Annotated in this window: 11 protein-coding genes; 9 read left to right on the top strand and 2 right to left on the bottom strand. The window is 66.0% G+C overall.

The features are described from left to right. Positions 1–93 precede the first annotated feature (93 nt). The 8 genes from VMI09_12160 (at position 94) to pth (ending at position 9,920) form a co-directional block, all read left to right on the top strand. Positions 94–1,176, top strand: a complete 1,083-nt coding sequence (locus tag VMI09_12160; protein ID HTQ25443.1) for a hypothetical protein — start codon at positions 94–96, stop codon at positions 1,174–1,176. Beyond that, a complete protein-coding gene (locus tag VMI09_12155) occupies positions 1,170–1,622 on the top strand; it encodes a choice-of-anchor D domain-containing protein (GenBank protein ID HTQ25442.1) in 453 nt (150 codons plus the stop codon). The genes VMI09_12160 and VMI09_12155 overlap by 7 nt, the downstream gene beginning before the upstream one ends. A gap of 319 nt (positions 1,623–1,941) precedes the next feature. After that, entirely contained in the window at positions 1,942–3,798 is a 1,857-nt protein-coding gene (gene typA / locus VMI09_12150) for a translational GTPase TypA (GenBank protein HTQ25441.1), read from the top strand. Positions 3,799–3,878: 80 nt separating this feature from the next. Continuing rightward, positions 3,879–6,902, top strand: coding sequence for an AsmA-like C-terminal domain-containing protein (locus tag VMI09_12145; protein ID HTQ25440.1), 3,024 nt, complete (start codon positions 3,879–3,881; stop codon positions 6,900–6,902). After that, positions 6,892–7,731, top strand: coding sequence for a TIGR04282 family arsenosugar biosynthesis glycosyltransferase (locus VMI09_12140; protein ID HTQ25439.1), 840 nt, complete (start codon positions 6,892–6,894; stop codon positions 7,729–7,731). The genes VMI09_12145 and VMI09_12140 overlap by 11 nt, the downstream gene beginning before the upstream one ends. Positions 7,732–7,742: 11 nt before the next feature. Continuing rightward, entirely contained in the window at positions 7,743–8,126 is a 384-nt protein-coding gene (gene cutA, locus VMI09_12135; GenBank protein HTQ25438.1) for a divalent-cation tolerance protein CutA, read from the top strand. Positions 8,127–8,139: 13 nt separating this feature from the next. Further along, positions 8,140–9,222: a histidinol-phosphate transaminase gene (gene hisC / locus VMI09_12130; protein ID HTQ25437.1), complete on the top strand. Its 1,083-nt coding sequence runs from the start codon at positions 8,140–8,142 to the stop codon at positions 9,220–9,222. A gap of 38 nt (positions 9,223–9,260) precedes the next feature. Next, positions 9,261–9,920: an aminoacyl-tRNA hydrolase gene (pth, locus tag VMI09_12125; protein HTQ25436.1), complete on the top strand. Its 660-nt coding sequence runs from the start codon at positions 9,261–9,263 to the stop codon at positions 9,918–9,920. A 67-nt stretch (positions 9,921–9,987) separates the two neighbouring features. Here pth and VMI09_12120 read toward each other — a convergent pair whose 3' ends face one another. Continuing rightward, complete coding sequence (locus VMI09_12120) at positions 9,988–10,905, bottom strand: VOC family protein (protein ID HTQ25435.1); 918 nt, start codon at positions 10,903–10,905, stop codon at positions 9,988–9,990. Positions 10,906–10,956: 51 nt separating this feature from the next. Then, entirely contained in the window at positions 10,957–12,057 is a 1,101-nt protein-coding gene (locus tag VMI09_12115; protein HTQ25434.1) for an amidohydrolase family protein, read from the bottom strand. Positions 12,058–12,370: 313 nt separating this feature from the next. On the opposite strand from VMI09_12115, the gene VMI09_12110 reads away from it, so the two are divergent. Continuing rightward, positions 12,371–14,065 carry an amidohydrolase family protein gene (locus VMI09_12110; GenBank protein ID HTQ25433.1) on the top strand — a complete coding sequence of 565 codons (1,695 nt, stop codon included), beginning with the start codon at positions 12,371–12,373 and terminating at the stop codon, positions 14,063–14,065. The last annotated feature ends 43 nt before the right edge of the window (positions 14,066–14,108 follow it).

Below are 14,108 nucleotides of genomic sequence, written 5' to 3'. Positions count from 1 at the left end.
AGCCCCACGATCGGCACATTACACTGCGCCGCAGTGCTACGCCGACATGACACAGTATGCCCTCGAGGCGTTTGCATTCTCATCACCACCGGTGTGCTGGAGCGTATTCCCGCCGAATTCGCAGAACGCCGCCCCGCCAACGCGGTTACCGCGGCCCTCAACGGCAACTTCTCGCTGAACAACTTCCTGATGTCGCTTACGCAGTACCTTGATCAGCAGGGATTGGCCGTCAATCAGTGTCTGACAAGCAATGGGGTCGGGCAGTCCGACTGGAGCCCCATCCTGGACTCGACTATCCAGGACATCGTGGGCCTTGTGGAAAACACGATCACGAAGAACGATTGCAAAGTCCAAGTTGAGATCGACGAGGACGCGGACGACAGCGACGCCGACGACGACAGCGACAGCGATACGACGGGCGGCGGTTCGGTTGACCCCAATGACAAGACTGGTCCGGCCGGCGTTACGAAGGCGCGCTGGGTGCTCAACAGTCAGCCCTTGATCTACACCGTTTCCTTCGAGAACGAACCCACGGCGACGCTGCCCGCGCAGCAGGTCGTGGCTACCGACAAGCTCGATCCGGCCAAGGTCGATCTCACCACGCTTAGCCTGGGGCCGGTGGGCTTCAACACGACCTTTGTGACTACGCCGGCAGGCGTAAACAACTACAGCACGACGGTCAACCTGGAGCCCGCGCAGGATCTGCTGGTGCAAATCCAGGGCAGCCTCAACGCTGATACGGGCGTGGTCAAGTGGACCTTCCGATCGCTCGATCCCGCAACCAATCTGCCCCCCGCCGATCCGTCGGTGGGCTTCCTGCCGCCCGACACCGCGCCACCCGCGGGCGACGGCTTCGTGGTTTTCTCGGTGACGCCCAAAAAGCGCGCGCCGAACGGGACCAAGGTGACGAATCAGGCGACGGTGGTTCCGTCCGAGGTCCCGAATATGGGCACATGGCGGAAGACCAGGGATGCGGGCGTCATCGAAAGCGCCTGCGCGACCCGCCGGGCAACGAGATTGCTCCAGACGGGCGTCTTGATTGGCGCGTTGGAATCAAAAACCAGCCCGGCGCAAAACGGTGACGCTTACCAATCCCGGGCCGCAGCCGATGGTCGTCGCGGGCATCGCCGCGAGCAGCGATTTTCTGGTGAAGCCGAGGGCCCCGCACCCTGCTGACATCAGGACAGAGTTGTACGTTCGGCGTTCGCTTCCGGCCAACCGATCTCGGCACAACCCTCGGTCAACTGACGATCAGCGACAACGCCGCCAAGGCGCCGCAAATCGTCGCGCTCAAGGGTGTCGCCGTACCCGGCGCACTGACCTTTACCCCGACCTCGCTCGGCTTCGGCAAGGTCAAGGTCAACACGACCGGTCCGGCTAAAAAGTTGACGATGACCAATGCCACCAATGCGCAGGCGATGATAATCAGCGTCGCGCCGAGCGCCGGCTTCGTCACCATCAACGACCATTGCACCGGCGCGACGCTCAACCCGGCGCAAAGCTGCACGGTCGGCGTTGCGTTCAGTCCGACCGGAGCGGCGGGCGTGGTCAAGGGCGACCTAACCGTGACCACCGACGCCGAAGCCCAGCAGGTCCCGCTCGCCGGCGACGCGACGCCCTGAATCGAGACGCGCTCCGCCTTGACGCGGCGCGCCCGCCGCTATCCGCCGCGCCCGCAATGGTTCGCGGGCGCGGCGCAATGTCGCGGCAGGCAAAATCGGCGGCATGCCGGCTTTACCGCGGCGCGCTGGAAGGAGGCGGCGATGCGCGAGCAGAACGCGGCGGCGCGCAGTAAATATCCGGCGACGCGATCGATAATGGCCCGTTAACAATTCTCTGCCTCGGCTCCGTGAGGGCGCGTTTACAGCGTGACCGGCGGCAGGTAGACTGGGGGTTGGCGCGGCCTCTTCGGCCGCGCCGTTTAATATCAGCCTCCTATAAATGCGACGTAAAGACATCCGCAACATCGCCATCGTGGCCCATGTTGACCACGGTAAAACCACCTTGGTTGACGCGCTCCTGCGCCAGTCGGGCGTCTTTCGCGCCAACGAGCACGTGGCCGAGCGCGTGATGGATTCGTTTGCGCTGGAGCGCGAACGCGGCATCACCATCATGGCCAAGAACACGTCGATCGCCTGGGGCGACGTGCGCATCAATATCGTCGACACGCCCGGTCACTCCGACTTCGGCGGTGAGGTCGAACGCACGCTCGCGATGGTGGACGGCATTCTGCTGCTGGTCGACGCCTCCGAAGGGCCGTTGCCGCAGACCCGCTTCGTGCTGCGCAAGGCGCTCGAGGCCGGTCTTCCCGCGGTGCTCTGCATCAACAAGATCGATCGCGCTGACGCGCGTCCGGCCGAGGTGCTCGATGAAGTTTACGATCTGTTCATCGACCTCGGCGCCAACGACAGCCAGCTCGATTTCCCGATTCTCTATACCAACGCGCGCGCGGGCCTCGCGCTCACCCGGCCCGACGGCGACGGCGAGAACCTTGGACCGCTGTTCGAGGCGATCGTCAATCATCTGCCCGGTCCCGAAGTAGACCCCGAGGCGCCGCTGCAGTTCCAGGCCAACAACATCGACTATGACGAATACGTCGGCCGCCTTGCGATCGGTCGCGTGGTCGCGGGCAAGCTCAGCGCGGGGGCGGCCTACGCGCTCGCGCGGGCCGACGGCTCGAGCGAATCGTGCAAGGTGGCGCATCTTTACGGATGGCGCGGGCTCAAGCGGACCGAGATTTCATCGGCCGACGCCGGCGACATCGTGATGGTCGCGGGCCTCGAGGACATCGAGATCGGCGAGACCATCACCGATCCCGAAAATCCGCGGCCCCTCCCCGGCATAAGAATCGACGAACCGACGGTGGCGATGACGTTTTCGGTCAACAACGCGCCGTGGGCAGGGCGCGAGGGACAGTTCGTCACTTCGCGCAAGCTCGGCGCGCGGATCGAGCTCGAGTCGCGGCGCAACGTGAGCGTGCGGATCGAGCAATCGGGCGCCGATTCGTGGCGCGTGCTCGGACGCGGCGAGCTGGCGCTCGCGGTGATAATCGAAACGATGCGCCGCGAGGGCTACGAACTGCAGGTCTCCAAGCCGACCGTGGTGACGCGCAATTCGGGCGGCGAGCTGCTCGAGCCGATGGAATTCCTGGTGATCGATGTGCCCGAGGACAACATCGGACTCGTCACCCAGCTGCTCTCGGCGCGCAAGGGCCGCATGCGGACGATGACAACTCATCAGAGCGGCCGCGTGCGGCTCGAATACGACGTTCCGGCGCGCGGGCTTATCGGCTTTCGCGGCCGCTTTCTCGCCGACACGCGCGGGACCGGCGTGATGCACTCGGTGTTCAACGGTTATGCGCCGTGGTGCGGAGCGATCCGTTCGCGCCAGAACGGCGCGATGATTTCCGATCGCGAAGGGGTCGCGACGCCGTACGCCATTTTTCATCTTCAGGAGCGCGGAACCTTTTTCATCGGGGCCGGCGAGCCGGTCTACGAGGGCATGATTGTCGGCGAATACGCGCGCGAGACCAACTTGCCGGTCAACGTCTGCCGCGAAAAGAAGCTCACCAACATCCGTGCGGCCGGTCACGATGAGGCCGTGCGGCTGAGCCCGCCGCGCGTGATGACGCTCGACACTGCGCTCGAGTGGATCGACGAGGAAGAGCTGGTCGAGTTGACGCCGCGTTCGGTCCGGCTGCGCAACCGCGTGCTTAAAACGGGACTTCGCGGCAAGCATCGCGCGGGCTGGCTCGAGACTGCCGGGGCCGGCGCGGCCGCAACCGCCGAGAGCGAGTAACCGCGCGCCCGGCCGTTTTCGGCTTGCACGCCGCGGCGCTTAAATTCCACATATGATCTAGACTGGGAACCCGGTTCCTGATGAGACTCGTGCGCGCCGCCGCGATCACCCTGCTCTCCCTGGCCGTGCTGCTTGCGGCGGCGGCGGCGATCGCGATCCGCAACCAGGCGCGCCTGATTCGCCTGGTCATCCGGCACATCCAGGAACAGAGCGGCTATCAGATCGCCGCGAGCGACGGATGGCTGCACTTCGGCGCGCATCTCGGCGTGGTGCTGGAACATCCGAGCATCGTGCACGAAGGCCGCGAGCTCATACGCGCCGAGCGGGTTCGCGTCTACCTGAGCTACCATGCGCTCGTCTGGAACGGCGGCCTTCCGCTGCGGGGGTTGGTAATTATCGGTCCGCAGCTGCGCGTCCCCGCAAGCTCGGCCGCGCTCGGCCCGCAACTGCTCCCGCGCCCCAACGGGCCCGCGATTCGGGCGGTGGCGCAGGAGTTCCGCGAGTTCTCGGGCCTGGTCGAGCGCGTCACGATCGCCGACGCCCGCATCAGCGACGCCGCCGGGCAGCCGCTGGTCGAAGAGTTGTCGCTGACGGCGGCGCCTCGGCGCAGGCACGCGAAGACCTGGAATATCGGCTTCCTCGCACCGCGCATTCACACGGCGCTAAGCGGCCTTCAGGCGAGTGGCCGGTTGAGCATCGACACCAACCGTCCATCCACCGCCGAGGTCCTGACCAGCGGAGAGCTATGGTTCTGGAACGGGCGGCTCGATCGCCAGGCTTTCGCCGGCTTGACCGTGAGCGGACTCGCGCACGGCGAGGCGACCTTCCAGTTGCACGACACCGGCAAACTTGACGGCCGCGGCGACCTTGCCGTCGGCCAACTGGGCATCTCCGGCGCACACCTGAGCAAGCCGATCGAGCTTGGCGATTGCTCGCTCAGGACACCCTACTCGATCTCCACCGAACGCATACTCCTCGCCGGCGTGGAAGCGCGTATCGGGACAACCACGGTTGCGTCGGGCGATCTGACGCTCAGCGATCCGTTCAAGGACAGCGCCGCCGTGCTCGCGCATCTCGGCCCCCTACGGATCGACCTCGCAATGCTCAAGGCGCAGGTCGACAATGCGCGCGCGATGGCCAAACCGCCCGCGTGGCTTGAGGCGGCGTCGGTCGCCGGCCGGGTGACGATTATCGGAGCAACGTATCAGAGCGCACTCAGAAACGTCGGATGGAGCGCGGGGGCGCTCTCCGACGCGCTGCAGCTTTCGCTGCGGCTCGAAAACGTCGGCCTCAAACTGCCGAACCCGCCGGCGCTGCCGGCGTTCTCGGGAATCAACGGCGAGATAGCCTATGCGCAGGGCCGCGTGACGCTTTCGCAGGGATCGGCGGCGCTCGGCAATTCGTCGTTTCCGCTGCTGAGCGGCAGCGCCGATTTCCGCTCCGGCCATCGGCAGGTCCGCTACCAGGTCAAGGCGGCCGGGACTCTCAATCTTGATGAGCTCTATCCCGTCGCGCTGCAGCTTTCTCCGGCGCTGGCGGCAAGGGCTGCGGGGCATATCAGCAGGATGTCCGGTAACACGCCGGTGCAGGTGAGCGGATCGGGCTCGCTCGATACCGAGGCGCCGGCGCCGCCCGCGGCATACATGGTGAAAATCGACACCAGCGCTATAGGCGTAACCGACAAGGAGCTGCCGCAGCCGATCGCGCTGGTCGGCGGCAGCGTGACGGTCACGCCCAGGATTATCGAGATGCGCCGTGTGATGGCGACCGTCGCCAAGCCCACGGTCCCGGGAGAGGTGACGCTTACCGGAAGCCTGACGTTCGACGGCCGCGGAATCGGCCTGCGTCAGATCGCCGTCGAGCTGCATCAGATCGAAGTGCAGCAGTGGCTGCCGCTGCTCGTCGATCCGCAGGATGTTGCGGCGCGGGGCCCGCTCGGCGGCACACTGACGATCGTGCGCGAGCCCAGCCGCCCCCAGGGCATCCGCGCCAACGGCCGCCTCACGATGGGCGCAGGCGAGGTGCAACTCGGCTTTTTGCGCGCGCCGATCGTGGCCGAGTCGGCAACGCTCAGCCTTGACGGGCGCGGAATGCTGCTGTCGATCATTGGGGCGAAGCTGCAGAACGCCCCCTTCGATTTCTCGCTGGGCGTCGCCGACCTCGAACATCCTGTGCTTCGAATCGTCGCCAACGCGGGGCGGCTGGACCTCGAAGTGATGAAGTTCATCCGTCTGCCGTGGGCGCCGAGTCCGCCCGCCCATTTTTTCCCGGTGCCGGTGGTCGGTCATATCGATGCCGCCCGGGCGACGCTCGAGCGCCTTGCGATGACGCATGCGCGATGCGATTTCAGCCGCGAGATGAACGGCGACTGGAGCGTTCACAACTTCAGTGCGAACATGTTCGAGGGCCGCGCTAACATGGAGTTCTCGGGGCGCGGCCGCGACGATTGGATTCACCTCAAAGGCGGCGTTAACGGGGCGCAGGTCGGCCCGCTCTTCAGCCTCGCGGATCCGCACAAGCCGTCGCCGCTGAGCGGCCGGCTCAAAGCCAGTGGCGACTTGTGGGCCGACTCCAACACCGATTTCTTCAACACGATGGCCGGGACGGTATCTTTCGAGGTGACCGACGGCGTGCTGCACAAGTTCGCCCTGCTCTCGCGCATCCTGAGTTTCCTCGATCTCAAGACCTGGCTCTCGGCCAAGGTTCCCGACCCGCGCGTCAACGGCGTGCCCTTCCAGACTCTGACCGCCGAGTTCAAGGGACGCGACGGCGATTTCTATACCCAAAACCTGTTGCTGCGCGGCCCGGTGATGAACATTTCGGCGCTCGGCCACATGCGTCTGGCCGACGGCAACGTCGACATGCAGGTCGGGATGGTGCCGTTTAAAACGGTCAACTGGTTGGTCGCCAAAGTGCCCATAATCGGGGGTGGACTTTCCTCCGACCATTTCGTCGCGGCGTATTTCCATGTGACCGGGCCGCTCAGCAATCCGCACGTCGTTCCCCAGCCGATCACCTCGGTCGCGTATTTCCTGACCAATGTGCTCAAGGTCCCGTTAAATATCCTGAAAGGGATCGGCCACAATGGCGGGAATGGAAACTGAGCCGCGCGGCACGCGCGCACGCAGCATCGCGGCGACGCCCATTAGAAAACCCCGCCCCGCTCGGCGCTCGTCGGCAGCGGATCGATCGAGCCGGGACATCACGCTGATCGTCTTTTGCCGCGATCCCGTCGCCGGCCAGACCAAAACCCGGCTCATCCCACGCCTCGGCGCAGCGAACGCGGCCGCGCTGGCTCGCGCCTTCATCGACGACGCGCTTCGCAAGTGCCGCGCGCTCGCTCCCGCGCGGATTGTGATCGCCGCGAGCGCACCCGGCGGCGGCGTCGCGAACAGCCCCTGGCTCCGCCGCATCGCGCGCCGCTTCGGCGCGGTGCTCGTCGACCAGGGTAGCGGCGGTCTCGGCGCGCGGATGGCGCACGCGCTGGAACCGTACCGCGCCGGCGGCGCGGCGCTTGTCGGCACCGACACGCCGTCGTTGCCGCTCGAACTGCTCGCGCGAAGCGTTGCGCTGCTGCGGCGTGCGCCGGTCGTCATCGCGCCAAGCCTCGACGGCGGGTACTACCTGGTCGGGGTGCGCGGCCCGATGCCAGAAATTTTTCGCGCGATCCGATGGGGCCGCGCGAGCGTGCTCAGCCAGACGCTTGCGCGGCTTCGCCGCAGCCGGACGCGCTACGCGCTTGGCCCAGCGTGGTACGACGTCGATCGCATGAGCGACGTCGCGCTGCTGGCCGCGCATCTTGCGCGAATGAAAACGCAAGACGGCACCGCGAGCGCGCGCGGCCACGACGGCGCGTCGCGGCCGTCGCCGCTGCCGTGCCCGGCGACTGCCAGAGTGCTGCAGCGGCTTGGACTGATACGCGCTGGCCGCTAGAGTAACGCGCTGTGTCCGCATCGCAGGCGAGAATAGTGCTGTCCACCGCCGGCCGCGAACAGGAGGCGCGGTCGATCGCGCGCCGGCTGGTCGACGAGCGACTTGCGGCATGCGTCAATATCGTAGGGCCGATCCGTTCGGTGTACAGATGGCGCGGCGCGGTCGAGGAGGAGCCCGAATTTCTCCTGCTCATCAAGACCCGCGCGAGTCTGCTCCGCCGCCTCGAGCGGCGCTTGATCGAGTCGCACAGCTACGAGGTTCCCGAGATGCTCGCGTTTGCGCCGGGCGCCGGCTCGGCGGCCTATCTCGGATGGTTGCTCGAATCGACAGTATCGAAGCCGGCGCGCGGCGAGACGCGTGCGGCGCGCGGACGCGGCGGACGCAACCGCAAATAATTGGAAACGCGTGATGTTTCGCAAGGCAATCCACCGGATGGCGCCCTATGTGCCGGGCGAGCAGCCCCGGCCCGGCGAGCGCCTGGTCAAGCTCAACACCAACGAGAACCCCTACCCACCCTCGCCGCGGGTGCTCAAGGCCGTGGCGCGCGCGGTGCTCGGCCAGGCGCTGCGCCGCTATCCCGCGCCGCAAGCCGACGACTTCATAGCGGCGGCGGCGCATCGCTACGGCTTTGCGCCGCGGATGATCATGGCGGGCAACGGCTCGGACGAACTGCTGGCGATGCTCTTTAGGGCGACACTCGAGCCCGGCGACCGCGCGGCCTGGCCCGCGCCGACGTACTCGCTATACGAAACGCTCGCCGCCGTGCAGGAGGCGCGCGTGATTACGCCGCCGTGGGGGCCGGATTTCGAACTGCCCCTTGAAGCGCTCGTGCGCGCGCGCGCCCGGCTGACGATCGTATGCAATCCGAATTCGCCTTCGGGCACGCTCACGCCGCGCCGCACCCTCGCGCGTCTTGCGCGGATGCTCGACGGCCGTCTGCTCGCGATCGACGAGGCCTACGTCGACTTCGCCGAGGACAACGCGCTTAGCCTCGTAAAACGGTTTCCCAACGTCATCGTGCTGCGCTCGCTGTCGAAATCGTATTCGTTGGCGGGGATGCGCCTTGGGCTCTGCTTCGCGCATTCCGGGATCATCGAGCAGCTCGGCAAGGTCAAGGATTCGTACAACTTGAGCCGCGTCGCGATCGCCGCGGGCGCCGCGGCGCTGGACGACGATGCCTGGATGCGGCGCAACGTCGAGCGGGTAAAGGGCGCGCGCGGCGCGGCCACGCGCCGGCTGATCGAAATGGAATTCACGGTGCCGCAGTCCTCGGCCAATTTCGTGCTGGCGCGGATGCCGGGGCGCGACCTCGGTCCGGTAGCCGCAGGATTGCGCAAACGCGGCGTGCTGGTGCGCTTCTTTCGCGCATGGCCCGACGCGCTGCGGATTTCGATCGGCACGCCGGCCGAGATGGCCGCGCTGTTCAAGGCGCTCGCGCCGCTCGCCGCGGCCCTGACGGCGGCGCCGCGCAACGGCCGCGTGCGGAGTTGATCGCGCGGTCGCGCCGCGCGCGGGAGGTGGCATCGGCGATGAGCCGGCTCGGACAGATGTTCTCGCGTTTTCGTTCCGCGCGCGCCGGCTCCGAGAGCCAGTCCGAAAAGCCCGAGACGAAGAGCGAGATGAGATGGGTCGTCGCGGGCATCGGCAATCCGGGCGAGCAGTACCAGCGCTCCGGCCACAACATCGGTTTCAGCGTAATCGATCGGCTGGCCGAGAAATCCAAAGCCAGGCTCGACCGGCGCAAGTTCAAAGGAATTTGCGGCGAGGCCAGGATCGGCGCCGACAGCGCGATCCTGGTGAAGCCGCAGACCTACTACAACCTGAGCGGCGAATGCGTCGCGTCGGTCCTCGGCTACTACAAGATTCCGGCCGAGCGGCTGATCGTCGTCCACGACGATATCGATCTCGAACCGCGGCAGATCCGGCTCAAGCGCGGCGGCGGCGACGCCGGCAATCGAGGCGTGCGCTCGATCGCCGCCGTGCTGGGAACGCCGGAGTTCGTGCGCGTGCGGGTGGGAATCGGACGCCCCGCCCCGGGGCTGGAAGCCAGGGAGCACGTGCTCCACGCGATGGGCCGCGCGGAGCTCGAATCCTTCAAGGCTTCGATCGAGCGCGCGGCCACTGCGGTCGAAGCGGTTATCGCGAGCGGGCTCGAGCGTGCGATGAACCAGTACAACCAGCGGGCCTAAGCGCCACGCGCGTATCGCACGGCGCCGCGGCCCGCTGGCCGCGCTCCGGCAAAAGTCGCGCCGCGTGCTATACCGGCGCGGGCTTGCGCGAGGCCGGGACCAGGCTTCCGCGATGGCCCCAGATGCTCGGCGCCTGATGCTTTTGCACCTGCCAGGTCGCGTCGTCCACGATCCGGGCGCCCCACCCGTACTCGACCTCGAAGCCCGAGGGCGTGCGCATGTAGAACGACACCATGTGATCGTTGGTGTGGCGCCCTAGCGTGCCCGAGATCTCCACGCCCTGGTCCTGGCAGAGATAGTAGGTCGAACCCACGTCGTCCACGTGACGGCACTGCAGCATGAAGTGCATCAGCCGTCTGGGCGCCGGGATGGCGCCGAAGGCGATCGAATGATGGCGCGGGTTGCAGTGCATGAAAGTCAGGCTGATGATTCCCTCGCCGCCGCGGCGCGATTGCATGTCGATGAAGTCGCTTATCCTGAGACCCAGCAGATCGCGATAGAAGTGCAGACTCTTAGCCGGGTCGTCCACGCGCACCACGATATGGCCCATCCCGAGTTCGCCCGTGACGAAGCCGGAGAGCGGCCGCGGCGACTGGAACGGCCGCTCGAAGGTCATCAGCGGACCGAAATAGACCTCGGTCGGGATGCCGCTCGGGTCCTTGAGCTTCAGGTATTCGACCACGCGCCGCGCACGCGCCTGCTCCGCGGTCGCTGCGGTGACCTCGACGCCGCCGGCCTTCAGCCGCGCGGCGATTTCGCCAAGCGCCGCCTGGTCGCGCACCTCCCATCCGACGAAGTTGACGTCGTCATTGCCGCCCGGCTGCAGGATGAATCGATGGTGATACTCGTCCATGCGGAGAAACGTCGAGCCGTCCGCGTCGGCGCCGTTGAGTTCCAGGCCGAGCACGTCGGTGGCGAAACGCTCCCATCGCGGAAGATCGCTCACGCCGATGCCCAGGCAACCCAGCTGTGTCACACTCGCCATCGCGCTCTCCTTCGCCGGCGCCGCCGCGAACGCCGCGCGTCAGGCTGACGGTTACAGGCTCAACTGGTAAAGCTCGGCGACGTTGTCGTGGAGGATCTGGTTCTTCTCCTCCTCGGTGAGCCCCGCCGTATGTTTTTTGAGCAGCTCCTGCGACCACGGCCAGGTCGAATCGCTGTGCGGAAAGTCGTTCGCCCACATCAGGCGGCGGAAATTGCACAGGTCCTTCATCTTGAACGCGACCCAGTCGTCCTGGAACGTCAGATAGATGTTCTCGCGGAAATACTCGCTGGGAGGTTTCGAGATCGTGCCGGCGGTGAGCCAGTAGCGATGACGATCGTAGGCGTGATCCATCCGGTACATGTAATGCGGCGCCCATCCCGCGTCCGCCTCGACGCATACGATCTTCAGCTTGGGATGGCGCTCGAACACGCCGCTGAAGATGAGCATCCCAATGATGTCTTGGTTGCCGCGGATGATCGACATGAAGCTGTTGAGCTTGGGCCCGCGGCCGCGGCCGACCGCATCGTCGCGGCTGGTCAGGATGTGAAAGCTGAGCGGCAGGCCGGAATCGATCGCGGCCTCCCAGAACGGATCGTAGATCGGGCTGTCATAGTCCTCGACCTGCGGATTACCAGGCATCATCACGCCCTTGAGGCCGAGGTCCTTGATGCGCTGGAGGTCGGCGATGCCCTCTTCGACCGAGCGCATCGCGGTCTGCCCGGTGCCGATCAGGCGGTCGGGATGCGCCGCGCAGTAGCTCGCGATCCACTGGTTATACGCATCGAAGCAGGCCTTCTTGTAATCGTAGTCCTTGTGATTGCAAAGCAGCATCCCGACCGTCGGGTAGATGATTTCTGCCGAGACGCCGTCGCGGTCCTGGTCGGCCAGCCGCGCGTTGGGGTCCCATCCGCCGCGATGCAACTCTTCGAACTTGATGCCGAGCACGGTCAGATCTTCGGCGGGCTTACCGGCGGCGGCAATCAGCCCCATCGGGATCGGCCGCGACATCCCTTCGATCATGAACAGGTCGCCTTTGCGCTCGTCATGCACCAGGTGCGGCGCGCGGTCTCTGAACCGGGGATCGATGAAGTCGATGTAGGTGTTTGGCGGTTCGGTGATATGCGAATCCGCCGAGATGATCGGTTTCTGCATTTGCCTTCCTCGCGAAGGCTCCGGGGCGGAGCCTGGGATACAGACGTTGTTCCGTTCCTGCCGTAACTTTTACTAAACGGCCGCTGCGTTTACAACGAACCGTGCTGCCTGTGCCCGCGAGCGCGCGAGACTCGCACGCGACCAGGCACAGGGCGCGGGTTTCGGCAAAGACTCGGCAAAAGCTTTAGCTGGATCGGCCGCTTGCGGCTGCGATATAACTGGACGTGGATTCAGGTCCCTTCCGGATTTCCCAAGCCACATGCCGGACGCAAACATGCGGCGTACCGGCGCAAGGAGCCTGCAGGAGAATCATATGGATTACGACCTCAAGATAACGGGCGGTACGATTGTCGACGGCACCGGATCTCCTGCGCGCGGCGGCGACGTCGCGATCAAGGACGGCAGGATCGCCGCCGTGGGCGAGGCTCCCGGCAAGGCGGCCGCCACGATCGAGGCGCGCGGCCGCGTGGTCGCTCCCGGGTTCGTCGATATCCACACCCATTACGACGCGCAGATCCTGTGGGATCGCATGATGACGATCTCGCCGTGGCACGGCGTGACCACGGTGGTGATGGGCAACTGCGGCTTCGGCGTCGCGCCGACCCGCCCGGAGCATCGCGGCCTCATCATGCGCACGCTCGAGAAAGTCGAAGGGATGAGCCTCGACGCGCTGGAAGCCGGGCTCGGCTACGAATGGCCGTTCGAAACCTTCGAGCAATACCTCGACGCGATCGAAAAACGCGGCTCCGCGATCAACGTCGGCGCGCTCGTCGGGCATACGCCGACGCGGCTTTACGTGATGGGCGAGGAATCCGTGGAACGGCCGGCCAGCGAAGCCGAGATCGGCCAGATGCGCGAGATCGTGCGGCGGGCGATCCGCGCCGGCGCGGTCGGTTTCGCAACCTCCAAGTCGCCCACTCACGTCGGCTACAGCGGCAAACCGGTGCCCAGCCGCAAGGCGGAAATCGGCGAGATAACCGCGCTTGCGAGCGTGCTCGCGGAGGAGAAGAGCGGCGTAATCCAGGCCACGGCGGGCCGCGAACTGTTCTTGAAGGAATTCGCGGACCTGTTTCAGGCGACCGGCAGGACCATCACCTGGACCGCGCTGCTCGCCGGAATGACCGGCTCCAACGACGGCCATCGCCGCCTGCTCGCCCAATCGCAGGAGCTTAGCGAACAGGGCATGAAGATCGTGCCGCAGGTCGCGTGCCGCCCGCTCAACTTCGAGATGACGCTCAAGGAGCCCTTCATCTTCGAGAGCCTCTCGGTCTTCAAGCAGATTTCCGAAGCCGACTTCGACGGCAAGATGAGAATTTACGCCGACCCCGAGTTCCGCGCGATTTTCAAGGCCAAGACCGGCATCAACTCGACGGGCCGCTTCGCCGATCGATGGGAACGAAGCTGGGTTTCGTACTATCCGGGCCATCCGGAACTCGAGGAAAGCAATCTCGCCGAACTCGCGCGCGCGCGCGGCGTCGATCCGATCGACCTGATGCTCGACATCGGACTCGAAACCAGGCTTGAAGCGCGCTTCAGGATGGCGCTGTTCAATTACGAGGAAGACGAAGTGATCGCGCTGCTCAACGGCAAGGGCACGGTGGTCGGGCTTTCCGACGCGGGCGCCCATGCGAGCCAGCTTTGCGACGCCTGCTTCTCGACCTACCTGATGGGCCATTGGGTGCGCGAGCGCAAGGCGATCCCAATCGAGCGCGCGGTCTGGATGCTGACGGCGCGGCCGGCCGAGGTCTTCGCGCTGAGCGATCGCGGACGGCTCGCGCCGGGACTGGCGGGCGACGTAGTGGTGTTCGACCCGGACAAGATCGGATGCTCGCGGCTCCGCCGGGTCAACGACCTTCCCTCCGGCGCCGACCGCCTGGTCGCCGACGCCTACGGAATCGACGCGGTGATCGTGAACGGCACGCTCATCCGCGAGCACGGCGACGACAAGGTTGCGCCGGACGGGCCGCTCCCCGGACGCCTGCTGCGTCACGGCCGCGCATCGGCCTGAAGGTCGTTATCGCAAACACCAAACTGATCGAATCGGCGGGCCG

This window comes from Candidatus Binataceae bacterium (assembly GCA_035500095.1).
Lineage (GTDB): Bacteria > Desulfobacterota > Binatia > Binatales > Binataceae > JAKAVN01.
Note: the sequence above shows the minus strand (reverse complement) of the source record. Positions and strands in the feature narration are given on the sequence as shown.

What these genes read in the sequence shown, in the direction of transcription:
- VMI09_12140 (HTQ25439.1), top strand. Translation starts at nt 6,892, where the DNA reads ATGGAAACTGAGCCGCGCGGCACGCGCGCACGCAGCATCGCGGCGACG.
- hisC (HTQ25437.1), top strand. Translation starts at nt 8,140, where the DNA reads ATGTTTCGCAAGGCAATCCACCGGATGGCGCCCTATGTGCCGGGCGAG.
- VMI09_12120 (HTQ25435.1), bottom strand. Translation starts at nt 10,905, where the DNA reads ATGGCGAGTGTGACACAGCTGGGTTGCCTGGGCATCGGCGTGAGCGAT.
- VMI09_12110 (HTQ25433.1), top strand. Translation starts at nt 12,371, where the DNA reads ATGGATTACGACCTCAAGATAACGGGCGGTACGATTGTCGACGGCACC.
- VMI09_12115 (HTQ25434.1), bottom strand. Translation starts at nt 12,057, where the DNA reads ATGCAGAAACCGATCATCTCGGCGGATTCGCATATCACCGAACCGCCA.
- VMI09_12145 (HTQ25440.1), top strand. Translation starts at nt 3,879, where the DNA reads ATGAGACTCGTGCGCGCCGCCGCGATCACCCTGCTCTCCCTGGCCGTG.
- typA (HTQ25441.1), top strand. Translation starts at nt 1,942, where the DNA reads ATGCGACGTAAAGACATCCGCAACATCGCCATCGTGGCCCATGTTGAC.
- pth (HTQ25436.1), top strand. Translation starts at nt 9,261, where the DNA reads ATGAGCCGGCTCGGACAGATGTTCTCGCGTTTTCGTTCCGCGCGCGCC.